Below are 22,852 nucleotides of genomic sequence, written 5' to 3'. Positions count from 1 at the left end.
CACGCATTTCCCCTTTGTTTGCAGGCATATGGCGCACCGGAGAAACGGTTCGTCGCACAAGGCTGTAATCTGGCGCTTGGAAAACTCGCTTCGCCGAAATGCTGTTGCGCGCTCAAACCCGTCTTCCTAGCTTAGTCATGCAAATGGTCTGTACACGACGCTTTCGCGTGGCCCCCCGCGCGATGGAGCGAGGGATCTTTGCGCTCTGTTGTGAACAAAAAAGGAGGACCCCCCGATGAAAAAAACTGCTCTTATCGCTTTTGCCGGCGCCATGCTTGTCAGCGGCGCCGCGCTGGCTGACGTTGCCGGCGTTAAAGAATATTATGTGGATGGCGCTTTTGACGGCGCCGACGATAAATGGCGCCGGATCACCAGTAATTCAACCCGCGAATGCGGCGCTTTTGGCGACAGAGAGGTGCGCCGCATCGATGTATTGATCACCCGTTATGAAGCGCTCGGCGAGGCGATTGAAAGCGGCGACGACGAGGCCGTCAGCAAGGCGGCGCAGCATTTCAACAAGGCGGTGTCGCTGAACGAACGTTTTGAAACCTGCTGGGACAAGATCGCGACCAAGAACGGCATTCGCAGCAAGTTCAAACGCGAAGCTGCAAGCGCATAAGGCGATCACATTTGGCTGATTGAGCGCCGCAGCGTTTTGGTTGCGGCGCTTTTTACTGCGCAAAACAATTGCGCGCGGCTTGTCCTTTGGCGCTTAATGCCCGCGAACCAAAAGAGGCGCGCGCCATGACTGCATCAAAACTAAAACTTATCCATTTTCCCATGACCCGCTCGCTTCGCGTTGCCTGGGCGATTGACGAATTGGGGCTGGATGCGGAGATCGAAACGCGGCCCTTCGACCGGCCCAAGCTGAAAGAGCCGGATTATCTGGCGCTTAATCCGCTTGGCAAAACGCCGGTGTTTTTCGATGACGGCAAACGCATGATCGAGTCCGTTGCGATCATCGAATATCTCTCCAGAAAGCATGCTGGCGGCGCGTTGTCGCGCGATGCGGGCGACGCGGATTTCGCAGACTATCTGCAATGGATGCAATTCGGCGAAGCGGGCATGGGGGGCTATGTGAACCAGCTTCTCGGTCATTCTTTCCTGTTGCCCGAAGAACAGCGCATTGAAGCCATGCGGGTCTGGGCGGTCAGCGAGTTGACCAATTGTCTCAAATTTCTCGAAAGCAGTCTTGAAGGCAGAGACTATCTGTTGGGCGAATTTTCGCTGGCCGATATTTCGGTCGGGTACGTGTTGTTCCTGGTCAGCGTCTCGCGCAACGGCAAGCTGATGGGGCCGAACACCAAGGCCTATTTCGAGCGCTTGAGCGGGCGCGAGGCGTGGACCCGCGCGAGCGCGCTTCAGCCCTGAAAACCCAGTAAACACGCGCTTTTCCGGCCTGTCGCAAAATATACATAGACATCTATTATATAGAAGGCTATGTATCTAGCGGGAGAGAAAAGCCATGGTTTCACGACGCATCATCCTGATCACCGGCGGCGCGGGCGTTGCGCTCGCAGGGGCTTGCGCCTTGCGCCTTCATTCCAATCTTGCCGCCGCGCGCGCGCCTGGTCCGAAGCGGGCGAAAGTTTTGGCGATGCGCGTCTTGATGCGCTTGCCTATGCGGTGCTGGCGCCAAGCCCGCATAATCTTCAGCCATGGCTTGTGCGCCTTGATGGCGACGACGGGCTGTCCTTGTTTTGCGATCTGGGCCGGCGCTTGCCCGCGACCGATCCGCTGGACCGGCAAACCGTGATTGGTCTCGGCGCTTTCGTGGAATTGCTGCGTCAGGCGGCGGCGGAAAAGGGCTACGGGCTGGAGATGGATTTGTTTCCCGAGGGCGAAGCGTTTCCGGTTCTCGATGCGCGTCCGATCGCTTCCATGCGATTTGTCGAGGATGCGCAAATCGCAAAAGACCCCTTATTTGCAGCGCTTTTGACCCGCCGCACGTCGCGCACGCCCTATGATCAGGCGCGCCCGGTGAGCGCGGAAACCATGAACGCGCTGGACGCCGCCTTGCGCGCCGGCGATGGCGAGTTTGAATGGGTGAGCGACGCGGCGAATGTGGAGGCGCTTAAAACCATTTGCCGCGAGGCGTGGATCACGGAAATGGAAACGCCCGGCCCGCGCAATGAATCCGCGATCTGGACCCGGATCGGCGAGAAAGAAATCAATGCGGCGCCAGACGGCATTTCGCTTTATGGTCCGGTGATGGAGGCGATGGGCGCTGTCGGTTTGCTGAGCCAGAAAGCCATGAACGATCCGGAGACGACGGCGTTCGCGGAAACCGTCAAATTCTATAATCGCAATATCGACACCGCCATGGCTTTTGGCTGGCTCTCCACCGCCAATAATACCCGTACGGATCAATTGCGCGCTGGCGCCGGCTGGGTGCGCCTGCAACAGGCGGCGGCGGGTCTGGGCCTTGCTATGCAGCCGCTCAGCCAGGCGCTGCAGGAATATCCGGCAATGGGCGAAATTTATGAGGAAATACATGACTTTGCCGGGATCAGGCTGCCCGCCCGCATGCAGGGGATTTTCCGTTTCGGTTACGCCAAGACGGAGCCCGCCTCGCCGCGCTGGCCATTGGAAAGCCGGTTGATCGATGCCGATGCGTAAATCCCCCGACAAGGCCGGGGCCGGTCTTCCCGGCGATCCGGCCTTGTTCAAAGTGCTCACCGAAATCTCGATCATTTCCAATCTCGCCGACCGCGAGTTTGAACGGCGCATGCCCGGCGCATTGACGCTGGCGCAATTCGGCGTGCTCAATCATCTGCTGCGATTGAATGCGCAGGAAACTATTGGCGAGATTGCGGACGCCATGCAGGTCGCGCCGCCCACCATGTCGTCGACCGTGAAAAAGCTTCACGAAAAGAACTTTGTGGAGCTTGTTCCGTGTACGCGCGATCGCCGCATCAAACGGGTGAAGGTGACGCGCGCGGGCCGCGCCATTCGCGACAAGGCGGTGAAGGCGGTGGCGCCGGGGCTCGCCCAGCTTGAAGCGGGAACGCCCGGCGCCGATTGGCAAGCCATTCTGGAAGTCATGACGGGCCTGCGCATTGTGCTCGACAATGCGCGCTAAGGCGCCTTAGCCGCGCGCCGGAAACACTTTAGGATTGCGCAGCAAGGCGGCCGATAACAGCGCCACCAAAAGCCCGACCGGGAAAATCTCCAGAAAGGTCATGGGCAGGCGAAACACCGGGTTTTTATATTTCTCCGTCAGCGCCGCCATGTCGTTGATGACTTTTTGCAGCTCCTCGCCGGTGACGCCCGCCGCTTCCTTCGCGGCGATCACGCTTTTGGAATACTCGCCCATGAAGGCGTAATCGGTGAGCGCCAGATTGATCTCCCAGCCAATGACGTAAAACACCCCGGCGATGGCGGTGATGGCAAGGCCGAGCCCGAAGGCCGGTCCGAATTTGATGACGCCGCCGAGTTGCTGATCGCGATAGCGTTTGACCCCGATGAAGATCAGCGTCAGCGCGATGATCATGATCGTGTAGCCGAAGACCTCGCCGCCGCTATAGCCATTATCGCTGGCGAAAAGCAGGCCGATCGACATGCTGGCGATGGTGATGGAGCCGGCGATGGCGCCGTAGATGAGTGCGGTTTTCAACATCGGAATTCTCCTGTTCCTGTTTGGCCTTACGATTGCGCCGGGGGTTCGAAGATCCCGAGCAGATTGCCTTCCGGGTCGTTGAACCAGGCGAACTTACCGCCGCCATTCGGCCCTTTAGCGGGTATCTCCACCGGGCCGATGGCGATCTTGCCGCCTTCGTCCTTGATGGCGGCGCAGGCGGCGTCGATGTCTGCGACTTCCATATAGATCATGACGTAATTATGCGGCTCATGGCCGAGCGCGGTCACGGCGCCGTTGATGCCCTTGCCGGCCCCGGTTTCGATTTCGGTGTTGTATGCGGCTTGTTTGGCGGACCAGCCGAACACCTTTTCATAAAAGGCGAGGGTTTTCGGCTTGTCGCGGCAGCCAATATCGAAACGGATGACGGGTGCGCCCATAAGGTCTCCTCCTTTGCCTGGCGGTTCGTCTCACCCTGAAGGAAAGCCGGGCAACAGAACCATCGCCCAAAAGGGTGATTTCAGCAAAATCAGGCCTTTAGGGGATGAGAAATAGCTCACGCGCTTTTTGCACCGCCTGCGTCCGGCGCGAGACCTCGAGCTTTTCATAAAGGCTTGAGACCTGTGTCTTCACCGTGTTGGGGGAAACGTCGAAGCGCCGGGCGATCTCTTTATTGGTGAGCCCGTCGGCGAGCGCCGTCAGGGTTTCATATTCGCGGGTCGTTATGGCTAGGCTGGCGAGCGCGGCGCGGTTCACTTCAAACGGCGCCGGCGGGTCTTTGCGGGTCAGCCGCCAGCCGGCCCAGCCGCCCAGCGCGGTGAAGCCGGCGGCCATCAGCACCAGATAGATTTCCCCGGTGAAGACCCGGGTCACATATTTATATTCGAGCCAGGAAAGGACGAGCGCCCCGAGGGCGAGCGCCAGCGCATAGAGAAAGATCGTCCGCTTCATGGCGGCGATCTTGCCCCAAAGACGGCTTTCGCTCCAGCCGTCTTTGGGGCCGCGGGTCGCGTCAAGCCTCGATAAAACTCAGGAGATCGGCGTTGATCGTGTCGGGATGGGTGGTCGCCATGCCGTGGGACAGGCCCGCATAGACCTTCAGCTCGCCTTTCTCCACCAGCTTGACGGCGATGCGCGAAGCGTCATCGATCGGCACGATCTGATCGGCGTCCCCATGCATGAAGAGAACCGGGATGTCGATCTTGCGCAGGTCTTCAGTGAAGTCGGTCTCCGAGAAGGCGGCGATGCAATCATATTGGCTTTTGATGCCGCCCATCATGGCCTGGCGCTGCCAGTTTTCGCGCACGCCCTCGGAGATATCCGCGCCGGGCTTGTTGTAGCCGTAAAACGGCAGGGTCAGGTCCTTGTAAAATTGCGCCCGGTTCGAAGCGACGCCGGCGCGGATATTGTCGAAAACCTCCATCGGCAGGCCGCCCGGATTTTTTCGCTTCTGAGCATGACCGGCGGGACGGCGCCGAGCAGCACAGCCTTGGCGGCGCGGCTTGTTCCGTGCCGGCCCAGATAACGGGCGACCTCGCCGCCGCCGGTGGAGTGTCCGATATGAATCGCGTTTTTGAGATCCAGCGCCGCGGCGAGCGCGGCCACATCGTCAGCATAGGTATCCATTTCATTGCCGCTGTCTGTCTGGCTCGAACGCCCGTGGCCGCGGCGGTCATGAGCGATGACGCGATAGCCTTTTTGCCGGAAAAACAGCATCTGCGCGTCCCAGTCATCGGCGCTGAGCGGCCAGCCATGATGAAAAACCAGAGGCTGTCCGTCGCCCCAGTCTTTGTAGAAAATCTCCGTTCCGTCTTTTGTGGTGATGGTCGGCATATCAAAATCTCCATGAGGTTGAATGCAAGGACGGCATGCGCGGCGGGAACGCCGCGCGCATAAATGGTCTTTGAATTACACATCGAACACTGGCGCCGGGACCTTTCGTCCGGGCGTCGCTGGCAATCAGTTTGCGCACGCGGTTTTGGAAAGAAGTGTTTTTCTAAATGCGTGCAGGCTCGTCTGATCGGCGTGAAGATGAGGTCAACCCATGGCGGCGCCAAGCACGCGTTTGCAATCGGTGCGGCGTCTCACCGGAAATTGATCGCGCCGCTGACGCACGCTTTCTCTGGAGCGCTAGGCTTTGGGCGTATGCGCCGCGATATCGGCGAGCTGGTCCGCCAGGGATTTCTGAAAGGCCGGGCGCGCCTCGCAGCGCGCTTTATAGGCGCCAAGCACGGGAACGCTTTCCACCATATCGGTGTGACCGATGATGCGCAGCACAGTCGTCATGGCGATGTCGGCGACGGTGAACCGGCCCGCCGCCAGATATTCCTGATCGCCCAAAGCGGCGCCAAGTTCGCCGAGGCGCTTCGCCGCCATGGCGGATGTTTCCGCCCGCGCGCCGGCCTGCCAGTCTTTGTCCTTATGGAAACGATCGAGCATAACCAGTTGCTGCAGATGCGGCTCAATCGTATTGAGCGCGGCGAACAGCCAGACCGTCATGTCGATTTTTTCCGCCGGATCGGCGGGCGCCAGCGCGCCGGATTTTTCCGCAAGATGCAACAGCACGGCGCCGGTCTCGAACATCTCCTTGCCGTCTTCTTCATAGACCGGGATCTGGCCAAAAGGCTGGCGGGCGCGATAGTCCGGCGCGTCGCGGCCGTTCAGAGGGACATAGCGCATCTCATAGGGGATGGCGGCTTCCTCCAGCGCCCAGCGCAGGCGCAGATCACGCAACAGGCCATGGGCGAAGGGCGGAACCCAGTCGACAGTGGTGACGGCGATCATAGTCTAACCTTTTGATATTCAGCGCATTTCCGTGATTTCAGGCGGCGTGGGCGGGCCGAGAAATTCCGCATCGATGCGGAACTCGATGGCGTTGCTCAAGGCGCCCGGGGAGTCTTCTGTCGGCAGATATTGGTCCATGCCGAAATCGGCGCGGTTCAATGTTCCGTAGGCGGAGAATCCGATCCGGGCCTGCGGATCATGGGGGTGAAAGCCGGGATAGCCGCCGACATATTCCGCTTGCATGACCACCGGCGCGGTGACGCCGAACAAGGTCAGCTCGCCTTCGACTGTCGCCGCTCGCGGGCCGGTTTGCGTCACACGGGTGGAGCGGTAGGTCATCTGCGGATGCGCGTCCGTCATCAGCCAGTCCGGCCCGAGCAGCGTGTCATGAAAGCCTTCGGGCGGGTTGGGGATCGTCAGGGAGCGGACATTGATTGTCGCGTCTACCTGCATCTCTTCCGGCGTGTTAGGAGTGAACGCCAGGGCGGCGTCGAAATCGGAAAAGCCGCCGGCGTAATACGCGAGGCCGAGATGCTTGATGCGGAAGGTGAGACTCGCATGGGATTTGTCGAGCCGATAGGCGCCGGCGGGCGCATTGATCGGAACCGCGTCTTGCGCTGACGCGGATGGCGCGCTGGTTTCAGCCGGTTCTGTCGGTGCGCCGCAGGCGGCGAGCGCGAGCAGGGAAGAAGCGGCCAATATATTGAATTTCATCAGCTATTCCCCTTGGTGACGCCGCATTCCCCGGCCTCTACGGCGCGCCCGGCGGCGGCGATGGCTGCATGGGCTTCATGGGGCCGGTCGGTGGCGATGATGTCTGCGCCCTGTGCGGCGATGTCGGCATAGAGCGCTTCATAGCCTGAGCGCGCAATATCATTGTCGATGGAATCCCGCCCGCCAAGGGTTGCGAAAATCACTTCAACATCGCGGCTGTTCAGTATCGAAAACAGGCGCGGGCGCGGATCTTCCGTGCCGGTGAAGCCGAGTATGCGGTCATCGGGAATGCCCGCCGCGACCGCATGGTTGAGTTCCGACTGGGTGTCGAGATTGAGCGAGATCATCGCATCGGGCATCAGGCGGTGAAGCTTGCGCGCAGAGCCCATGGAATAGGCGATCAGGACCACCCGATCCTCCGCCCGCTGACGTTTCAGCTCCGCCACCACATCTTCATAACGGGTGGTCTGTTTGAAATCGACCTGCAGGATGGTGCGGCCCTTGGCCCAGGCGAGGGCATCGGAAAACCGCGTCGGCGAAAACGGCGTCAGCCGCCCGTCATTATCTTCAAGCCGGAGTTTTTTGATCGCGCTCCAGGCGAGCGCATCCGTGCGGCCGTCGCCATTGGTGGTCCGGTTCACCGTGTCGTCATGATTGAGAAACAGCACGCCGTCGGCGGAGGTGGCGACGTCGATTTCCATGATCGCTGGCGTGTCGGCCAGCAGCTTGTCCATGGTCTCGATGGCGTTTTCCGGATAGCCCGGATAAGGCCCGCCGCGATGGGCGGAGACCAGGGTGGCCCCGCTCGCTTCGAGGCATTCGAAGAAACTGTTGAGATCGCCTTGCGGAGCGATGGACCAGCCCTCGGAAGCGGCGCCTGAGAAATCTGTATCCGTGTTGGTCACAGACTCACCGCAAGCGGCAAGGGCGAGAACACTAACAGCGGTTAACCATCTAAGCATTTGAACTAATTCCATTTATGGCCTCAGGACCAGGGCGCCTTCAGTCTTGCCGCTTTCCAGCAGGCGATGGGCCTCGGCGATCTCTGACAGGGGAAAATGATGGGCGATTTTCGGCTTTATCGCGCCGCTTGCGAGCTTGTCGAACAGCGCCGCCGCCATGGCGGGAAGGCGCTCTGGCGTGGCGTAGTGAAACAGCGACGGACGGCTGAGGGTCAGCGAGCCGCGGCGCATCAGTTCCAGCGGCGCGATGGCGGGAACAGGGCCGGACGCATTGCCGAAAGTCACCATGTGGCCGCGCAGGGCGAGACTGTCGAGCGAGCCTTCAAAGGTCGCGGCGCCGACCGAGTCATAAACCACCTCGACGCCCTTGCCGTCGGTAAGGGCGCGCACCGTGCCGGCGATGCTGTCGGTCTGTGTGCGGATAATAACCTCATCGGCGCCATTGGCGCGCGCCGTCGCTTCCTTGTCGGGCGAGCCGACCACCGCGATCACGCGCGCGCCGATGGTTTTCGCCCATTGGCAAAGCAGCGTGCCGACACCGCCCGCCGCCGCATGGATGAGACAGGCCTCGCCCGCTTGCAGCGGATAGACCTGGCGCAACAGCATTTCCGCCGTAAGCCCTTTCAGAAACACCGCTGCGGCGGCGTCATCGGAAACCCCGTCGGGGATATTTGCGCTCATCGCGGCGGGAACATTCGCCGCCTCACCATAAGCGCCGCCGGCGACATAGGCGATCCGGTCGCCCACGGCGAAACCGTCTACGCCCTCGCCCACGGCCTCGACAATGCCCGCCGCCTCGGACCCCAGGATCGCCGGCAGGGACAGGGGATAGAGCCCCTTGCGCTGGTAGATGTCGATGAAATTGAGGCCGATGACCCGATGGCGGATTTGCAACTGGCCGGGGGCCGGCGCGGCAAGATCATGATCGCGCAGGGCAAACACCTCCGGCCCGCCATATTCGTCGAGAAAGATCGCTTTGCCCACGGTGTACTCCGCCATTGCTCGTCCGGTTTCCGGTCTTACTTATGCGCGCGCTGGCGCCGGTTGAACAAGGCTTGACCTTGGATAGGCGAGGCGACAGGCTCGCCCGATCAAATGGACGGGAGGGGAAATCCATGCGGCGCGCCATAGCAGTATTGATCATGACATTGGCGGCGTCCGGCTGCGCCACCAAATTGATGAGCGAGAAGGAATGCGTCGCCGGCGACTGGTTCGCTGCGGGGCTGGAGGACGGCGCCGCCGGACGGCTGGAGCGCGCCTTCGATGAGCGCGCAGAGCTTTGCTATGGCTATGGGGTCGATGCGGCGGCGGATTATCAATCCTATCGCGACGGCCGCGAAGATGCGCTCTCCCGCCTATGCACGGAGCGCGGCGGCTATGGCTACGGGCGGTCCGGAAAGTCCTATCTAGGCGTGTGCATGGCCGACGAGGAGCCCGACTTTCTTGGAGCCTATCTTGAGGGCTGGCGCGTCTGGCGGGCTGAAAAGGACCTGGAGCGCGCTCAAAGCGCCTATAATACGGCGGTTTCGAGTGTCGAAAATTATCGCGAGGACATACGCCGCGCGCGCAAGGTGCTTCACGACAAGGATGCGACGGAAAAAGACGTCGCCAAGGCGCGCAAGCAGCTCGACCGGGCGAGAGACAATCTGCCCGGCGCGGAAAGCAGCGTTGAGCTCTATCTCTATGAACTCGGCCGCGCCGATGAAGCGCTGGCGCAGACCATGGACGGGTTGCGGAGCTGGCGCCGCAGCGATGAATTCGGGTTCTTGTTGTCGAGGCTGCTGGAGGCGCAAGCCTTTGCGCGCGGCGAGGAGGCGATTGATTACTGTACTGATGAATTCAGGGACGGCTACAACCAGCCGCAATGCGAGATATCCGGCGCGACGCCCCTGCGCGATCGCATGACCGGGGCGGTTTGCGTCGCGGGTCCGGCGAAAGCCGTTATGTTGCGCCGGGGACCCGGCTACGGGCCCTTTGCAGAGGCGGCGTTTATCGGCGTTTACCAGGTGTTTTCTTATGACGAGCGGGGCAAGACGGGACGGCGGCCCGACAGCCAATTTGTCGCCCAGTATGACGCAAGCAGCGCCTATCTTGGCGCCGCCTGCCCGTCTTTAGAGGGCGCGCCCTAGGCTGTAAAAATCCATCTTGCGGAATTTTGAATTCGGCGTAGCGTTCGCGCCCGGCGCTTCTGCCGCAGAGACCTTCACAACATGATATTTGATCGGGTGAAATCGCTCGACGCCATCCTGGCGACCGCCGGGAAGCATGCGTTGCCGCGTACGCTTGGGGCCTTCCAACTAACCATGCTCGGCGTCGGCGCCGTGATCGGCACCGGGATTTTCGTGCTCACCGCAGAGGCGGCGCAAAAGGCCGGGCCGGGCATGATGATTTCCTTCATTATCGCCGGCGCGGTCTGCGCCGTCGCCGCGCTGTGCTACGCCGAACTGGCGGCGATGGTGCCGGTGTCGGGCTCCGCCTACACCTACACTTACGCGGTGATGGGCGAGCTGCTGGCCTGGATGGTCGGCTGGGCGCTGGTGCTTGAATACGCCGTGGCGGCGGGCGCGGTCTCGGTCGGCTGGTCGGGATATTTCGTCGGTCTACTGCATAATTTCGCCGGGATAGAATTGCCGCTCGCCCTGACGGCGGGACCGAGCGGCGGCGGCATCGTCAATCTTCCCGCCGCGATCATCGCCTTGCTGGTGACCTGGCTGCTGGTGATCGGCACGACCGAAAGCGCGCTGGTCAATTCCGTCCTGGTCTGCATCAAAATCGCTGCGCTGACGGTGTTTATCGCGCTTGCCGTGCCGGTGATGAATGCGGAGAATTTCGAGCCCTTTGCGCCGCTCGGCATTGGCGGTATTTCCGCCGCCGCGGCGTCTATCTTCTTCGCCTATGTGGGCTTTGACGCGGTCTCGACGGCGGCGGAGGAAACCCGCGATCCGCAGCGCAATATGCCGATCGGCCTGATCGGATCGCTGGCGATCTGCACGCTGTTTTACCTGCTCGTCGCCGCGGGCGTCATCGGCACGGTCGGCGCCCAGCCCATGCTCGCAGCGGACGGCGCCGGGATCGCGCCGGGCAGCAGCGCGATGACAGCCGCCTGCGGCGCGATCGCCAATGACGCGGTGGTCTGTTCGAAAGAGGCGCTTGCCTGGACCTTGCGCGAAATCGGCTGGCCGCAAATCGGCAACCTGATCGGTCTCGCGGCGGGACTGGCTCTGCCGTCGGTCATTTTGATGATGATGTTCGGCCAGACCCGGATCTTCTTCGTGATGAGCCGGGACGGTTTGCTTCCGGAAGTGTTTTCAAAAATCCACCCGAAATTCAAAACGCCCTATATCATCACGCTTGTGACCGGCGTGTTTGTGGCGCTGTTCGCGGCGTTCTTCCCGGTTGGCGCGCTGGCCGATATTTCCAATTCCGGCACATTATTCGCCTTCGCGCTGGTCTCCATCGCGGTGATGGTGCTGCGCCGGACCGATCCGTCGCGCAAGCGCCCGTTCCGCACCCCGGCGGTCAATCTGATCGCGCCGATCTCCATCCTTGGCTGCATCTATCTGTTTTTCAGCCTGTCGGCCTATACGCTGATGCTGTTTGCGATCTGGGCCGGGCTCGGTCTGGCGGTCTATTTCCTCTATAGCCGGGGCGCCAGCCATGTGGGGCGCGGCTCGGTTGAGATTCACGAGCTGGATAAGGAAACCCCGCCGCAGCCTGTGCCGCCTGTGCCGGGGCAGGGCGAATAGCCGCGCGATTGCTGCGCCATTGGCCGGGCCTGTCGCCGCCGCGCCAATTGCGCTATGGCCTTGGGTGCAGTGCGATGCGAAGGAGCCGGCCACATGAAACTGACTGTTAATATTGACTGCACCCCGTCTGAGGCGCGCGCCTTTTTCGGCCAGCCCGATCTTGAGCCGATGAACAAGATGATCATCGACGAGATGATGAAGCGCGCCAAGGACAATATGGACACGCTGGCCGATCCGGAGCGGATGATGGCGCAATGGATGGCGATGTCCGGCAAGAGCTTCGAGCAGTTCCAGAATATGATGGGGATGGGCTCTAAAACGAAGTAGACGGCGAGGTTGGTGAACCGGTTTTAGGGTTATTTTCCCCTTACCGGGCGCCGTTTACCTTTGCCGCTTGCGCGCCCGCATCAACGGACCATGGCTCAGCTCTCACAGGACACGATTTTCGCCCGCGCATCGGGCGCCGGGAAGGCGGGCGTCGCCGTTTATCGCCTGTCCGGGCCGCAAAGCTTCGCGATTTTCAACAAATTAGTTGGTAAACGGATTAATAACCGCGCCGCCGCCTATGTCGCCGTCACCGACCCGCGCGATGGCGCGGTGATCGACAAGGGGTTGGCCATACTTTTCGAAGGGCCCGCGAGCTTCACCGGCGAGGATGTCGCCGAGCTGCATCTGCATGGCGCCCGCGCGGTGGAAGCCGCGCTTTATGACGCCCTCGCCCATCACGGCGCCCGCCCCGCCGAGGCCGGTGAATTCACCTTGCGCGCGCTCAAAAACGGCAAGCTCGATCTGGCCCAGGTCGAGGCGCTGGCCGATCTTATCGATAGCGAAACGACCCTACAAAGAATGCAGGCTTTGGGGCAACTGGACGGGCGGCTTTCCGCGCTTGCTGAAGGCTGGCGAAAACAGATTCTGAGCGTGATGGCGCCGCTGGAAGCAGACATAGATTTCCCCGATGAAGGCGGGGTTCCCGCAGCCGTGGCGGCGCGCGCCGGACCGGCCATTGAGAGCCTTAACGCATCGCTAACCATATTCCTTAACCAGTCCGTCCGTGCACGGAGGATACGCGAAGGCGTCTCGATCGCGATCATCGGTCCGCCCAATGCGGGCAAGTCATCCCTGATGAACGCGCTCGCCGGATCCGAAGTCGCCATCGTCTCCGAGATCGCCGGCACGACGCGCGACATTGTCGAGGCGAGGCTTGATCTCGGCGTGGTTGCAACCATCGCCGACACCGCCGGCATGCGCGGTATGGCCGGCGATGTGATTGAAGAAGAAGGCATTCGCCGCGCGAAGCAGCGTGCAGAAGATGCTGACATTCGCGTATTGGTTGTGGATGCGTCGAACACTGTATCGCGTGAAACATTGCTGGCCGGGCATGTGGAAAATGTTCCACGTGAAACAATCGCGCTGATGCGGCCCGGCGACATCATCGCCTGGAACAAGTCAGATTTGGCTGCAAACGGGAAACAAAGTCCCGGTCCGGCACAAACTCCGTTCACGGAGCTTAGGGTTTCAGCCAAGACCGGCGCCGGTATGGCCGCGCTTCTTAAGGCTTTGACGGAGAAGATTGCTGAGGGGGCGGATGCAGACGGCCCCGCCCTCACCCGCGCCCGGCATGTCGCTGCGGTGGAGGAAGCCCTCGCGGCGCTCACCCGGGCGCAAGGCCTGATCGCCACGGCCCCGGAGCTGGCCGCCGAGGACGCCCGCCTCGCCGCCCGGGCGCTGGGCAAGATCACCGGCGCGGTAGGCGTCGAGGACGTTTTGGGCGAGATTTTCTCGAGCTTTTGTATCGGGAAGTAGGGCTACTAGTTCCAGATATCCCGGAACAAAAGCCAGTCGCCATCCACCTTGCGCCAATAGACCACATAATGGCCCGCCTCGAGGGAGGCGCCCTCCCCGTCGAAAAGCTCGGCGCGGCCGATTTCGACAATGTTCTTCTTGTCGATGGCGAAGACCTCAACGGCGTTCAGATTGAGGGCTTTGACGCCGCTATCCATGGCGCCCTGCCAGAAGGCGGCGACAGCCTCGCGTCCGGTGATTGTCGCTTCACCCGGCGGCAGGAGGGCGCCGTCTTCGGTGTAAAGCGCGGCAAGGCCGGCGGCGTCCCCAGCCTTGAAGATCTCTGCGAATTTCTGGTTCTGGGCTTCGATCACGGCGGTTGCGTCGCCGGCGAGTGCGGTCGAGCAAATGGCGAACAGGGCCGCGACAGCGGCCAGCATGCGTTTCATGGTGTTTCCCCTCAGTGGTGAATGGCGGCGAACGCCGCGGGCGCGAGCCTATTTCAGCTCGCGCCCGATTGTAAGCATGTGTTCCGCGTGGAACAGCCGACTTAATTCACCGGGCCCTCATCATTGGCCGGCCGGTTGCGTAAGAGCCGCGCCCTGCCCGCCGCGCGGCGCAGGAGTTGTGCGGCGTCGTGCTCGCCGCGGATCTCCAGCCTGGCGGCGGAGCGCTCATAGCTGCGATATTTCTCGCGCAGCCTTTCATTCAATTGCGCCGTCAAATCCGGCTTTTGCCTTTGGGCTGGCGCGAGCGCCGTCCCGAATAGCGGTTTTCCCCCTGAACGCATGTAATCTGACCCGGCCATGGTGTGCCCCTTCGTGGTTTTATTGCAGTCCAGTGCAGGGCGGGTTGCAGCATGCGTGCCCGAAAGGGCCTCTGCGGCCTATGCTTTCTGATTTGTAAAGAAAGGCCGGGACGCCCGGCGCGGCGAAACAATTCGTGACATTAAATTTCATCCCCGCCTATCTGGCAGGGCGTAGATTGTTTCCCGTGGAACATCCTGGTCCGCTCATCCCCGCCTGCGCGGGGATGAGCGGGTTTGGGAAATAACGGGTGCATTACAGGCGGCCGGGGACTATATCCCCCGGCCAAAGGACGGAACATGAAAGACTACGACGTCATTGTGATCGGCGGCGGACACGCCGGATGCGAGGCTGCAGCTGCTGCGGCCCGGGCCGGCGCGCGCACCCTGCTCGCGACCCATAAGCGCGACACGATCGGCGAAATGTCCTGTAATCCGGCCATTGGCGGGCTCGGCAAGGGCCATCTGGTGCGCGAGGTCGATGCGCTGGACGGCGTGATGGGCCGGGTCATCGACAAGGCGGGCATCCAGTTCCGCATGCTCAACCGCTCGAAAGGCCCCGCCGTGCGCGGCCCCCGGGCCCAGGCCGACCGCAAGCTCTACCGTGAGACCATGCAGGCGATCCTGTCGGATTATCCGGGGCTCGAGATACTAGAAGGCGCGGTTGAAGATCTGATCATCGACGAGACTGTTCCACGTGGAACAATCGCCGGCATCGTCACCGCCGACGGACGGGAAATCCGCGCCAAGGCCGTGGTGCTGACCACCGGCACTTTTCTCAAAGGCGTCATTCATATTGGCGACAAGCGCCTGCCTGCTGGCCGGGCGACGGCGCGCGCCACGGACAAAGCCTACGCCTCGGGCGACTGGAGCGATGTGGAGATCCCCGCTATCGCCCTCGCCGACCGGCTCTACGGGCTGGGGCTCAAAATGGGCCGCCTCAAGACGGGAACCCCGGCGCGGCTCGACGGGCGGACCATTGAGTGGGACCGGCTGGAGATGCAGCCGGCGGACGACGCCCCTGTGCCCTTCTCTTTCCTCACCGAGCGCATCGAAGTGCCGCAAATCGCCTGCGGGATCACCTATACGACGCCCGAGACCCATTCGATCATTGAGGCAAACCTCAGTAAATCCGCGGTCTATGGGGGCGCCATCTCCGGCCGCGGCCCGCGCTATTGCCCCTCCATCGAAGACAAGGTGGTGCGCTTCGCCGAGCGCGAAAACCACCAGATTTTCCTGGAACCGGAAGGCCTGGACGACCACACAGTATACCCGAACGGGATTTCGACCTCCCTGCCCGAGGATGTGCAGGCGGCGTTCCTCAAAACCATACCCGGCCTCGAAGAGGCGGTGGTGATCCGGTACGGCTACGCCATTGAATATGATTATGTGGACCCGCGCTCCCTCACCCGGACGCTGGAGACCCGGGCCCTCGCCGGTCTGTTCCTGGCCGGTCAGATCAACGGCACCACCGGCTATGAAGAGGCGGCGGCGCAAGGGCTGATGGCGGGTGTCAATGCCGCGCGGACCGCCCTTGGGGGCGAAGATTTCACCCTCGACCGGTCCGAAGCCTATATCGGCGTGATGATCGATGACCTTGTAACCAACGGAGTTACAGAACCCTATCGGATGTTCACCAGCCGGGCGGAATATCGCCTGACCTTGCGCGCCGACAATGCCGATCAGCGCCTGACCCCGGTCGGGATCGCGGCGGGCATCGTCGGCGAGCGTAGGGCCGAGATGTTCCACGTGAAACAATCGGCGCTCGATGCGGCCCGTAAATGGGCGCGCGAGACCACCCTGACCCCGAGCGAAGCCGCGAAACACGGGTTCAAGCTCAATCAGGATGGCCGCCGGCGCTCGGTGAGCGATCTTTTATCCCTGCCCGAGGTCGATCTGGCGGCGCTGTCGGCGATCTGGCCGGAGATAGAGGCCATGCCGGTTCCGGTGGCGGAACAATTGGCCTTTGACGCGCTCTATGCCGGATATCTGCACCGCCAGGAGGCGGACATCATCGCCTTCAAAAAGGACGAAAGCCTCGCGATTCCGGCCGATCTCGACTATAGGGCGATCACCGGGCTTTCGAATGAGGTGCGCGGCAAGCTGATTGACGCCCGCCCGGTCACCCTCGGTCAGGCCGGCCGCATTGAAGGCGTGACCCCGGCGGCGCTGGCGCTGCTGCTGGCCTGGGTAAAGAAACAAGCCAAGGCGGGATGAATTGTAGTGGCGCTCGTTTCTTCCCCCGTTTACGGGGAAGTGGCCCGCGCTGAAGGCGCGGGTCGAAGGGGGTTTTGCCTCCTCGGCGCCAAACCCCCTCCGTCCGCTTCGCGGACACCTCCCCCGCAGGCGGGGGAGGAAAAGCGTCTGCTGATATGTCGGATAGTATGACCCCTGAAGACTTTCTCGCCGAAACAAATGTTCCACGTGAAACAATGGACCGTCTGATGGAGATGGACCGTGTGCTGATCGATTGGTCAGAGCGCCACAACCTGATTGCGCGGTCGACCATAAAAGACCGGTGGGAGAGGCACTTTTTGGATTCCGCGCAGCTCGTTCCATTGCTGCCTGAAGGCGTCAAAACGATTGTCGATCTTGGCTCCGGCGCGGGTTTTCCGGGGCTGGTGCTCGCGGCGATGCTGGCGCCGAAGGGCGTAGAGGTGACGCTGATTGAATCGACGCAAAAGAAATGCGCCTTCCTCACCGAAGCGGGCGAGGCCATGGGGCTTGAAAACCTCAAAGTCATACCGGCGCGAATCGAATCGGTAGGGCTGAAATTCAAGCCCGATATCGTCACCGCCAGAGCCCTCGCCCGGCTCGAGAAATTGCTCGCCTATGGGGCTGGAATTGCAGGTAAAAATACAAAGTATTTCCTGCTCAAAGGACAAGATGTAGAGGGTGAATTGACCGAGGCCGCTAAATCTTGGCATATGGAGGTCATAAAGCACCCGAGCCGGACTGACCCCCGCGCCGCCATTTTAGAAATCGGAAATCTCGCCCGTGTCCGGTAACAACGCCACTCCACGGAGCATCGCTCCCCGCGTTCTGGCCATCGCCAACCAGAAGGGCGGCGTCGGCAAGACCACGACCGCGATCAATCTTGCGACCGCGCTGGCCGCCGTCGGCGAGAAAGTGCTGCTGATCGATCTCGACCCCCAGGGCAACGCCTCCACCGGGCTCGGGATCACGGCGGCGGAGCGCGGCGTCACCACCTATGAAGTTCTGTCCGGCGAATACCGCCTTGAAGCGGCGGTGATGGAAAGCGACATTCCCGGCCTCCTCCTCGCCCCCGCCGGGGTCGATCTCGCCGGCGCGGAAATCGAGCTGATCGATGCGGAGCGCCGCCATTTCCGCCTCGCCGACGCGATTGAAGAATTCGCCGCAAGCGAAGCGGGCGCCGGCGTCACCTATATGCTGATCGACTGCCCGCCTTCCTTGTCCTTGCTGACGGTCAATGCGCTGGCGGCGGCGCAAGCGGTGATTATCCCGCTGCAATGCGAGTTTTTCGCGCTGGAAGGCCTGTCGCAGATCATGCGCACCATCGATACCGTGCGCACACGGATCAATCCGGGACTCGAGCTGCAGGGCGTCGTCCTGACCATGCATGACCGGCGCAACAACCTCACCAATCAGGTCGAGGAAGATGTGCGCACGCATTTCGCGGACAAGGTTTATCGCACGGTGATCCCGCGCAATGTGCGGATTTCCGAAGCGCCGTCCCATGGCAAACCGGCCCTGCTTTACGATCTCAAATGTCCGGGCAGCCAGGCCTATATCCAGCTCGCCTCGGAAGTCATACAGCGCGAACGCGCCCGCCCGGAAGCGGCATAAGGAAGGATGAGCGCGATGGCGGCGGCGGAAAAAAGAAATCAGGCATGAAAGGGTTGGGGCGCGGTCTCGACGCCCTGCTCGGCGATGCGCCTTCGGCGCGCACGCCCGCCCGCGCGCCGGCCGCAGAGGCGGCGCCGGCGGAGCCCGCCGGGCCGAAACGCGAATTGCCGATTGAACAGCTCAAGCCCAATGCCGACCAGCCGCGCCGCATCTTTGACAAGGACGGCATTGAAGAACTGGCGGGGTCGATCGCCGCGAAAGGCATGTTGCAGCCGATCCTGGTCCGCCCGCTCGGGCCGGATCAGTATGAGATTGTCGCCGGGGAACGCCGCTGGCGCGCCGCGCAAAAGGCGCAGCTGCACAAGGTCCCGGTCATCATCCGTGAACTGACGGATGAGGAGACGGCGGAAATTGCGCTGATTGAAAACGTCCAGCGGGTCGACCTCAACCCGGTGGAAGAGGCCGCCGCCTATGCGCGCCTCTCCGATGTCTATAAGCGCACGCAAGAACAGATCGCCACGGCCGTCGGCAAGTCGCGCAGTCATGTGGCCAATATCATGCGCCTCTTGAATCTGCCGCAACAAGCGCGCGACGCCCTGTCGGCGAACCGGATTTCCATGGGCCATGCGCGCGCCCTGCTCGGCTCATCCTCGCCCAAGCAAATGCTCGATATTGTGCTCAAGGGCGATCTGTCGGTGCGCGAGACGGAAAATTACATCCGCCAGGCGGAAGCGGAAATTCGCGGCGACGCGCCCTCTGGCGGGGCCAGAAAAAGCGCAGGAAAAACAACAACTTCTACCGGTCCTAAAGACGCCGATACGCGCGCGCTGGAGCGCGATCTGTCGGCCATTCTCGGTCTCGACGTGTCGATCGAGCATTCGAAAAAGGGCGCCGGGGAGATCACGGTGAAATATCTCACCCTCGATCAACTGGACGATCTGTGCCGCCGGTTGATGGGCGCGAGCGCCTGATGGGCGTAGCTGCCGCCCATCCGTATACAGAGTATTTAACTGCCAATGTGCCAGACGCGGTTTTTGCGCTCGCCGACCGGCTCGGCGATCAACTGACGTCCATGTCGGCCCTGTACCAGGCCGGGGCCGTCATCGCGGCGCTGGCGATCGGCTGGATGCTGGCGCGTCCGGCCCGCGGCACATTGGCCCGCCGCAGCGCCGCCGAAGCGGGCGCCGCGCAAAGCCGGTTTTACGGCGCGCTTTCGGTATTGGTGCCGCTGGCGATTGGCGCCGCGCTGTTATGGATCGCCATCGCCGCGCTCACCGCCGCCGGCCAGCCGGTGAGCCTGATGCGCATCATCGCCAGCCTGCTCACCGCCTGGGTGGTCATTCGCTCAGTGTCGTCGCTGGTGCGCGATCCGTTCTGGTCGCGGACCTTTGCGCTCTTCGCCTGGACCGTTGCGGCGCTCAATATTTTGCGCCTGCTCGGCCCGGTGATCGCCTTTCTCGACGGGCTTAAATTGCCGCCGGGCGGGGAAAATGCGGTCTCCGCCTTCGATATTTTATGGGCGCTGGCGCTGGGAATCGTCCTGTTATGGGCGGCGTCCTTCGCCTCGCGGCTGATCCAGGGACGGCTCAACGCCTCCACCAAACTGACGCCGTCCGTGCGCGGCCTGCTGGGCCAGCTCATTCAGATTGCGCTGGTCTCCGGCGCGATCCTGTTCGCCCTGTCTGCGGCGCGGGTCAATCTCACGGGGCTCGCCGTGCTCACCGGCGCCATCGGCGTCGGCATCGGCTTTGGCTTGCAGTCGATCTTTTCCAACTTCATCGCCGGCATCATCATCCTCTTGGAGCGCACGCTCAAAGTCGGCGATTTCGTCGATCTTGAATCCGGCGTCACCGGCGAGGTGCGCGAAATCAATGTCCGCTCCACCCTCGTCACCACCAATGACAATGTGGACATTCTGGTGCCGAACGCGGAATTCATCACCAACCGGGTGACCAACTGGACGCTGCGCGAGGCCAATCGCCGGTTGCGCATTCCTTTTGGCGTCGCCTATGGCACCGATAAGGAATTGGTGAAGATGGCGGCGCTCGAGGCCGCCGACAAAGTGCCGTTTACGCTGAAAAACAACGAAAAACGCGCGCCCGATGTGTGGCTGACCGGCTTCGGCGATTCCAGCCTCGACTTCGAATTGGTGGTCTGGCTCACCGATGAAGCGGTCAAGCGGCCGTCAAAAGTGCAGGCCGCCTATAATTGGGAGCTTGAAACCGCGCTCGGCAAATACGGGATCGAAATTCCCTTCCCGCAGCGCGATTTGCATATTATTCCGCGTAAGGAAGAATAGTCCCGCGCTCGGTCAGGCGGGCTTTCCGGCCAGCAGCCATTTTTTGGCTTCCGGGATGCTGGTGAAGGTGCGGATCCGGGCGTCGCCAGCCTCCTCGACGATCCGTTCGGTGTGGCTCGCCACTTCGCGCACTTCTTCGCGCATGGAGGTTTCCGGCAAGACCAGCGCTTCGCGCTCGAGCCCCATGGAGAACAGGGCGGGCATGAATTCATCGCGCAGCCAGTTGGTTGAGGGCTCATAGCCTGTCGCCTGAAACCGCAAATCCGCGAAAATCAGCCGGTAGGAGCCGGTGCGGAACAGGGACAAGATATAGTTATGCACCTGAAGAAAATCTTCCTGAGTGTCAAAACGGTCGAACCACACAGTGGTCACCAGCGCCAGCTCCTGATTATGCCCGACAATTGCATAAATTTGATCGTTTTTTCGGGTGAACAGACGGTTCTGCGTGACCGAAAACGTGACGGCGACGTCTTCCTGGGCTCTGGCGGTATTGTCAGTCATACTGCGGTTCCGGCTTCTTGTTGTTATTCTCGCCCCCGCGAACTTTATTTGTGCTTTTGAGTATATAACGAGTGCGACCTGCAAATCCACTGGAATGCGGGCGCCGCTTTGACGGCGTCATCAATGCGCCTAGCGCTTACCCATGACCGATAGCGCCAGCGCCGCCCGTTCGACGATTTCCCGCTGCGGCGCGCCGGTGGTTTTGGCGTCGAGTTCTGCATCGATCAGCATGCGGAGCGCCCGGTCGAGCTTTGGCCCGCGCCATTTATAGAGCCGGTTTTCAAAGGCCCGCTCCTCGGCGAAGAAAACCGGCGGGCGTAATTTTTTCATCGCAGAAGACGGGCTCTCCCCGGCATCCATGAAATCCTGCGCGGTTTTGAGCCGCGCAAATTGCCGTTGCAGGGCGCGCAGCAATCCGATCGGGCTGGCTCCGGCGGCGGCGGCCTTGTGCAGGGCGGTTGCAAGGCGCGCGGGCGCGCCGTCGGCGGCGGCGGACGCCGTGTCGTCCATCGCATCGCCAAGCCCGTCGACCAGCGAGGCGCGCACATCCTCCAGCGAGATGCTGGCCGGGCCCTTACGCAGTTCTTTCGGGCCTTTATAGAGCACCAGCTTGTCGATTTCGGCGCGGGAAATGCCGTGATCTTCACCGAGGATCGAAACCAGAAGATCAAGCGCATCAGGATCAAACCGCAGATCCTCGCCCTTGGCGACTTCCTGCGCCATGGCGCGCACATCGCCCGGCCCGTCCGCATAACAAGGCAGCGCGACGGCGCGTTTTGCTTTCTCAAACGCCTTGCGCAATCCGGCCCGCGGGGTCAGCTCGCCCGCCTCGACAATGACCATGCCATTGGGCTTCAAATGCCCGCTATCGAGCCCCTCAAGCAGCGCCTGAACGGCCTTCACCGCCGCCTCGCCGCTGGTCCGCAAGCGGATCACCCGTTCGCCCCCGGCGAATGAAAGCGCCGTGATTTCATCGGCGAGCCGGCCCGGTTCTTCCTTCAAATCGGAATCGGAAAGCTCCAGCGCGTTGAACGGGTCTTTGAGATCGGCGACGACGCGCGATGCGATTTTGAGCGCGCGCTCGCGCGCCAGGCCGCTATCGGGGCCATAGATCAGCACCGCGGCGACATTCTTGTCGCGCTCGGCGAGAAAGCTTTTGATGGCCCTGCCCTTGAGCGCGACCATGGCGGATTATTCTTTCTCTTCGGTGACGGTCGGTCCGTCGAAACCCTCATTGCCGAGCAGGGGTTCGACGGTTTCGCCGCGCCGCGGCTCCATCAGGATTTCCGACGGATCGAGATCGGTTTCGTAATCAAGGTCGCGTTTTTTGGCGCGCTGTTCCGGCGGTTCGTTGAACCGGATCAGAAGATCGCGCTCGATTTCCTCGGCGAGCAGGCGCGCGGCTTTTTCAATCGCCGTGCGTTCTGCGAACAGCGTTGAATATTGCGAGTTGACGATATTGTAGGAGGTGACGGCGCGGGCGAGACCGGAAAAGCGTTCGCCGGATGTGCGGTCCACCACCGTATAGCGCGCCGACAAGCGGTAATTATAGCGCGTCACCGTTGCGTCGATCTGCACCGCCAGGCGCTCGGCGCCTTCGCGGGCTTCGACGAAAAGATCATAGCGCGGTTCTTCTTCGGCGCGCGCGCCCATGCGCTCATGCAGCGCGTCGTTGATATAGGGCGCCACGGTTTCCGGTGCGGCGACGGAGTTGATCGAGACAAGCCGGCTGATCGCCGTTTCGCCTTCAGCGGTTGCGTAAAGCGGGCGGAAGCCGCAGGCGCCGAGCGACAGGGAAAGCATTATGGCGGCGGCGGATTGGATGAGTTTCATGAGGCCGCACTCCTGTGGCTG

25 protein-coding genes and 1 pseudogene are annotated in these 22,852 nt (G+C 61.9%); 13 read left to right on the top strand and 13 right to left on the bottom strand.

Features of this window, described 5'->3' with window-relative positions:
- Nucleotides 1-235 precede the first annotated feature (235 nt).
- The 4 genes from AC0L8G_RS02715 (at nt 236) to AC0L8G_RS02700 (ending at nt 3,082) form a co-directional block, all read left to right on the top strand.
- A complete protein-coding gene (locus tag AC0L8G_RS02715; RefSeq protein ID WP_473386555.1) occupies nt 236-619 on the top strand; it encodes a hypothetical protein in 384 nt (127 codons plus the stop codon).
- Nucleotides 620-744: 125 nt separating this feature from the next.
- Nucleotides 745-1,371, top strand: a complete 627-nt coding sequence (locus AC0L8G_RS02710) for a glutathione S-transferase family protein (RefSeq protein WP_473386553.1) — start codon at nt 745-747, stop codon at nt 1,369-1,371.
- Between the two features lie 69 nt (nt 1,372-1,440).
- A complete protein-coding gene (locus tag AC0L8G_RS02705; RefSeq protein WP_473386551.1) occupies nt 1,441-2,619 on the top strand; it encodes an Acg family FMN-binding oxidoreductase in 1,179 nt (392 codons plus the stop codon).
- Nucleotides 2,612-3,082 (top strand): MarR family winged helix-turn-helix transcriptional regulator, encoded by a 471-nt coding sequence (locus AC0L8G_RS02700; protein ID WP_473386549.1) that lies wholly within the window; start codon nt 2,612-2,614, stop codon nt 3,080-3,082. Before AC0L8G_RS02705 ends, AC0L8G_RS02700 begins: the two co-directional genes overlap by 8 nt.
- 6 nt (nt 3,083-3,088) lie before the next feature.
- Here the strand turns inward: AC0L8G_RS02700 and AC0L8G_RS02695 are convergent, their stop codons facing one another.
- From AC0L8G_RS02695 to AC0L8G_RS02660, 8 genes and pseudogenes are all read right to left on the bottom strand, one after another.
- Nucleotides 3,089-3,619, bottom strand: a complete 531-nt coding sequence (locus tag AC0L8G_RS02695; RefSeq protein WP_473386547.1) for a DUF4199 domain-containing protein — start codon at nt 3,617-3,619, stop codon at nt 3,089-3,091.
- A 26-nt stretch (nt 3,620-3,645) separates the two neighbouring features.
- Nucleotides 3,646-4,017 carry a VOC family protein gene (locus AC0L8G_RS02690; RefSeq protein WP_473386545.1) on the bottom strand — a complete coding sequence of 124 codons (372 nt, stop codon included), beginning with the start codon at nt 4,015-4,017 and terminating at the stop codon, nt 3,646-3,648.
- Between the two features lie 97 nt (nt 4,018-4,114).
- On the bottom strand, nt 4,115-4,528 hold the full coding sequence (locus AC0L8G_RS02685) for a response regulator transcription factor (protein ID WP_473386544.1): 414 nt from the start codon (nt 4,526-4,528) through the stop codon (nt 4,115-4,117).
- A 61-nt stretch (nt 4,529-4,589) separates the two neighbouring features.
- Nucleotides 4,590-5,410: pseudogene (locus AC0L8G_RS02680) on the bottom strand (alpha/beta fold hydrolase).
- 297 nt (nt 5,411-5,707) lie between these two features.
- Entirely contained in the window at nt 5,708-6,361 is a 654-nt protein-coding gene (locus AC0L8G_RS02675) for a glutathione S-transferase family protein (RefSeq protein ID WP_473386542.1), read from the bottom strand.
- A gap of 18 nt (nt 6,362-6,379) precedes the next feature.
- Entirely contained in the window at nt 6,380-7,075 is a 696-nt protein-coding gene (locus AC0L8G_RS02670; RefSeq protein WP_473386540.1) for a YceI family protein, read from the bottom strand.
- The gene (locus tag AC0L8G_RS02665; RefSeq protein WP_473386539.1) at nt 7,075-8,037 is read right to left on the bottom strand and encodes a glycerophosphodiester phosphodiesterase family protein; all 963 of its coding nucleotides are present in this window, start codon (nt 8,035-8,037) and stop codon (nt 7,075-7,077) included. Before AC0L8G_RS02665 ends, AC0L8G_RS02670 begins: the two co-directional genes overlap by 1 nt.
- Nucleotides 8,038-8,052: 15 nt before the next feature.
- Entirely contained in the window at nt 8,053-9,036 is a 984-nt protein-coding gene (locus AC0L8G_RS02660; protein ID WP_473386538.1) for a quinone oxidoreductase family protein, read from the bottom strand.
- A 116-nt stretch (nt 9,037-9,152) separates the two neighbouring features.
- Here AC0L8G_RS02660 and AC0L8G_RS02655 point away from each other — a divergent pair, with 116 nt between their 5' ends.
- The 4 genes from AC0L8G_RS02655 (at nt 9,153) to mnmE (ending at nt 13,586) form a co-directional block, all read left to right on the top strand.
- Nucleotides 9,153-10,166, top strand: coding sequence for a DUF2799 domain-containing protein (locus AC0L8G_RS02655; protein WP_473386536.1), 1,014 nt, complete (start codon nt 9,153-9,155; stop codon nt 10,164-10,166).
- 81 nt (nt 10,167-10,247) lie between these two features.
- Nucleotides 10,248-11,783 (top strand): amino acid permease, encoded by a 1,536-nt coding sequence (locus tag AC0L8G_RS02650; protein ID WP_473386535.1) that lies wholly within the window; start codon nt 10,248-10,250, stop codon nt 11,781-11,783.
- A gap of 93 nt (nt 11,784-11,876) precedes the next feature.
- On the top strand, nt 11,877-12,110 hold the full coding sequence (locus AC0L8G_RS02645; protein ID WP_473386533.1) for a DUF6489 family protein: 234 nt from the start codon (nt 11,877-11,879) through the stop codon (nt 12,108-12,110).
- A 90-nt stretch (nt 12,111-12,200) separates the two neighbouring features.
- Nucleotides 12,201-13,586 carry a tRNA uridine-5-carboxymethylaminomethyl(34) synthesis GTPase MnmE gene (gene mnmE, locus AC0L8G_RS02640; RefSeq protein WP_473386531.1) on the top strand — a complete coding sequence of 462 codons (1,386 nt, stop codon included), beginning with the start codon at nt 12,201-12,203 and terminating at the stop codon, nt 13,584-13,586.
- Nucleotides 13,587-13,591: 5 nt separating this feature from the next.
- Here mnmE and AC0L8G_RS02635 read toward each other — a convergent pair whose 3' ends face one another.
- Together AC0L8G_RS02635 and AC0L8G_RS02630 are read right to left on the bottom strand one after the other, a co-directional pair.
- Entirely contained in the window at nt 13,592-14,014 is a 423-nt protein-coding gene (locus tag AC0L8G_RS02635) for a YybH family protein (RefSeq protein WP_473386529.1), read from the bottom strand.
- 101 nt (nt 14,015-14,115) lie between these two features.
- A complete protein-coding gene (locus AC0L8G_RS02630; RefSeq protein ID WP_473386527.1) occupies nt 14,116-14,373 on the bottom strand; it encodes a hypothetical protein in 258 nt (85 codons plus the stop codon).
- Nucleotides 14,374-14,670: 297 nt separating this feature from the next.
- Between AC0L8G_RS02630 and mnmG the strand changes: the two genes are divergently transcribed.
- From mnmG to AC0L8G_RS02605, 5 genes are all read left to right on the top strand, one after another.
- On the top strand, nt 14,671-16,587 hold the full coding sequence (gene mnmG, locus AC0L8G_RS02625; protein ID WP_473386525.1) for a tRNA uridine-5-carboxymethylaminomethyl(34) synthesis enzyme MnmG: 1,917 nt from the start codon (nt 14,671-14,673) through the stop codon (nt 16,585-16,587).
- A gap of 155 nt (nt 16,588-16,742) precedes the next feature.
- Complete coding sequence (gene rsmG / locus AC0L8G_RS02620) at nt 16,743-17,378, top strand: 16S rRNA (guanine(527)-N(7))-methyltransferase RsmG (RefSeq protein ID WP_473386524.1); 636 nt, start codon at nt 16,743-16,745, stop codon at nt 17,376-17,378.
- Nucleotides 17,368-18,198 (top strand): ParA family protein, encoded by an 831-nt coding sequence (locus tag AC0L8G_RS02615; protein WP_473386522.1) that lies wholly within the window; start codon nt 17,368-17,370, stop codon nt 18,196-18,198. Before rsmG ends, AC0L8G_RS02615 begins: the two co-directional genes overlap by 11 nt.
- Before the next feature lie 44 nt (nt 18,199-18,242).
- Complete coding sequence (locus AC0L8G_RS02610) at nt 18,243-19,169, top strand: ParB/RepB/Spo0J family partition protein (RefSeq protein WP_473386521.1); 927 nt, start codon at nt 18,243-18,245, stop codon at nt 19,167-19,169.
- Nucleotides 19,169-20,497, top strand: a complete 1,329-nt coding sequence (locus tag AC0L8G_RS02605; RefSeq protein WP_473386520.1) for a mechanosensitive ion channel family protein — start codon at nt 19,169-19,171, stop codon at nt 20,495-20,497. The genes AC0L8G_RS02610 and AC0L8G_RS02605 overlap by 1 nt, the downstream gene beginning before the upstream one ends.
- A 12-nt stretch (nt 20,498-20,509) precedes the next feature.
- Here the strand turns inward: AC0L8G_RS02605 and AC0L8G_RS02600 are convergent, their stop codons facing one another.
- The 3 genes from AC0L8G_RS02600 to lptE all read right to left on the bottom strand — a co-directional run bounded on the left by AC0L8G_RS02600 (nt 20,510) and on the right by lptE (nt 22,831).
- On the bottom strand, nt 20,510-20,998 hold the full coding sequence (locus AC0L8G_RS02600; protein ID WP_473386518.1) for a hypothetical protein: 489 nt from the start codon (nt 20,996-20,998) through the stop codon (nt 20,510-20,512).
- Between the two features lie 129 nt (nt 20,999-21,127).
- Nucleotides 21,128-22,183: a DNA polymerase III subunit delta gene (gene holA, locus AC0L8G_RS02595; RefSeq protein ID WP_473386517.1), complete on the bottom strand. Its 1,056-nt coding sequence runs from the start codon at nt 22,181-22,183 to the stop codon at nt 21,128-21,130.
- A 6-nt stretch (nt 22,184-22,189) separates the two neighbouring features.
- Nucleotides 22,190-22,831, bottom strand: coding sequence for an LPS assembly lipoprotein LptE (gene lptE, locus AC0L8G_RS02590; protein ID WP_473386515.1), 642 nt, complete (start codon nt 22,829-22,831; stop codon nt 22,190-22,192).
- Between the last annotated feature and the right edge of the window lie 21 nt (nt 22,832-22,852).

Source organism: Hyphococcus sp. D3-15 (genome assembly GCF_055809375.1).
This window is presented reverse-complemented; position numbering and strand designations above follow the sequence as displayed.

What these genes read in the sequence shown, in the direction of transcription:
- AC0L8G_RS02715 (WP_473386555.1), top strand. Translation starts at nt 236, where the DNA reads ATGAAAAAAACTGCTCTTATCGCTTTTGCCGGCGCCATGCTTGTCAGC.
- AC0L8G_RS02710 (WP_473386553.1), top strand. Translation starts at nt 745, where the DNA reads ATGACTGCATCAAAACTAAAACTTATCCATTTTCCCATGACCCGCTCG.
- AC0L8G_RS02705 (WP_473386551.1), top strand. Translation starts at nt 1,441, where the DNA reads ATGTATCTAGCGGGAGAGAAAAGCCATGGTTTCACGACGCATCATCCT.
- AC0L8G_RS02700 (WP_473386549.1), top strand. Translation starts at nt 2,612, where the DNA reads ATGCGTAAATCCCCCGACAAGGCCGGGGCCGGTCTTCCCGGCGATCCG.
- AC0L8G_RS02695 (WP_473386547.1), bottom strand. Translation starts at nt 3,619, where the DNA reads ATGTTGAAAACCGCACTCATCTACGGCGCCATCGCCGGCTCCATCACC.
- AC0L8G_RS02690 (WP_473386545.1), bottom strand. Translation starts at nt 4,017, where the DNA reads ATGGGCGCACCCGTCATCCGTTTCGATATTGGCTGCCGCGACAAGCCG.
- AC0L8G_RS02685 (WP_473386544.1), bottom strand. Translation starts at nt 4,528, where the DNA reads ATGAAGCGGACGATCTTTCTCTATGCGCTGGCGCTCGCCCTCGGGGCG.
- AC0L8G_RS02675 (WP_473386542.1), bottom strand. Translation starts at nt 6,361, where the DNA reads ATGATCGCCGTCACCACTGTCGACTGGGTTCCGCCCTTCGCCCATGGC.
- AC0L8G_RS02670 (WP_473386540.1), bottom strand. Translation starts at nt 7,075, where the DNA reads ATGAAATTCAATATATTGGCCGCTTCTTCCCTGCTCGCGCTCGCCGCC.
- AC0L8G_RS02665 (WP_473386539.1), bottom strand. Translation starts at nt 8,037, where the DNA reads ATGCTTAGATGGTTAACCGCTGTTAGTGTTCTCGCCCTTGCCGCTTGC.
- AC0L8G_RS02660 (WP_473386538.1), bottom strand. Translation starts at nt 9,036, where the DNA reads ATGGCGGAGTACACCGTGGGCAAAGCGATCTTTCTCGACGAATATGGC.
- AC0L8G_RS02655 (WP_473386536.1), top strand. Translation starts at nt 9,153, where the DNA reads ATGCGGCGCGCCATAGCAGTATTGATCATGACATTGGCGGCGTCCGGC.
- AC0L8G_RS02650 (WP_473386535.1), top strand. Translation starts at nt 10,248, where the DNA reads ATGATATTTGATCGGGTGAAATCGCTCGACGCCATCCTGGCGACCGCC.
- AC0L8G_RS02645 (WP_473386533.1), top strand. Translation starts at nt 11,877, where the DNA reads ATGAAACTGACTGTTAATATTGACTGCACCCCGTCTGAGGCGCGCGCC.
- mnmE (WP_473386531.1), top strand. Translation starts at nt 12,201, where the DNA reads ATGGCTCAGCTCTCACAGGACACGATTTTCGCCCGCGCATCGGGCGCC.
- AC0L8G_RS02635 (WP_473386529.1), bottom strand. Translation starts at nt 14,014, where the DNA reads ATGAAACGCATGCTGGCCGCTGTCGCGGCCCTGTTCGCCATTTGCTCG.
- AC0L8G_RS02630 (WP_473386527.1), bottom strand. Translation starts at nt 14,373, where the DNA reads ATGGCCGGGTCAGATTACATGCGTTCAGGGGGAAAACCGCTATTCGGG.
- mnmG (WP_473386525.1), top strand. Translation starts at nt 14,671, where the DNA reads ATGAAAGACTACGACGTCATTGTGATCGGCGGCGGACACGCCGGATGC.
- rsmG (WP_473386524.1), top strand. Translation starts at nt 16,743, where the DNA reads ATGTCGGATAGTATGACCCCTGAAGACTTTCTCGCCGAAACAAATGTT.
- AC0L8G_RS02610 (WP_473386521.1), top strand. Translation starts at nt 18,243, where the DNA reads ATGAAAGGGTTGGGGCGCGGTCTCGACGCCCTGCTCGGCGATGCGCCT.
- AC0L8G_RS02605 (WP_473386520.1), top strand. Translation starts at nt 19,169, where the DNA reads ATGGGCGTAGCTGCCGCCCATCCGTATACAGAGTATTTAACTGCCAAT.
- AC0L8G_RS02600 (WP_473386518.1), bottom strand. Translation starts at nt 20,998, where the DNA reads ATGACTGACAATACCGCCAGAGCCCAGGAAGACGTCGCCGTCACGTTT.
- holA (WP_473386517.1), bottom strand. Translation starts at nt 22,183, where the DNA reads ATGGTCGCGCTCAAGGGCAGGGCCATCAAAAGCTTTCTCGCCGAGCGC.
- lptE (WP_473386515.1), bottom strand. Translation starts at nt 22,831, where the DNA reads ATGAAACTCATCCAATCCGCCGCCGCCATAATGCTTTCCCTGTCGCTC.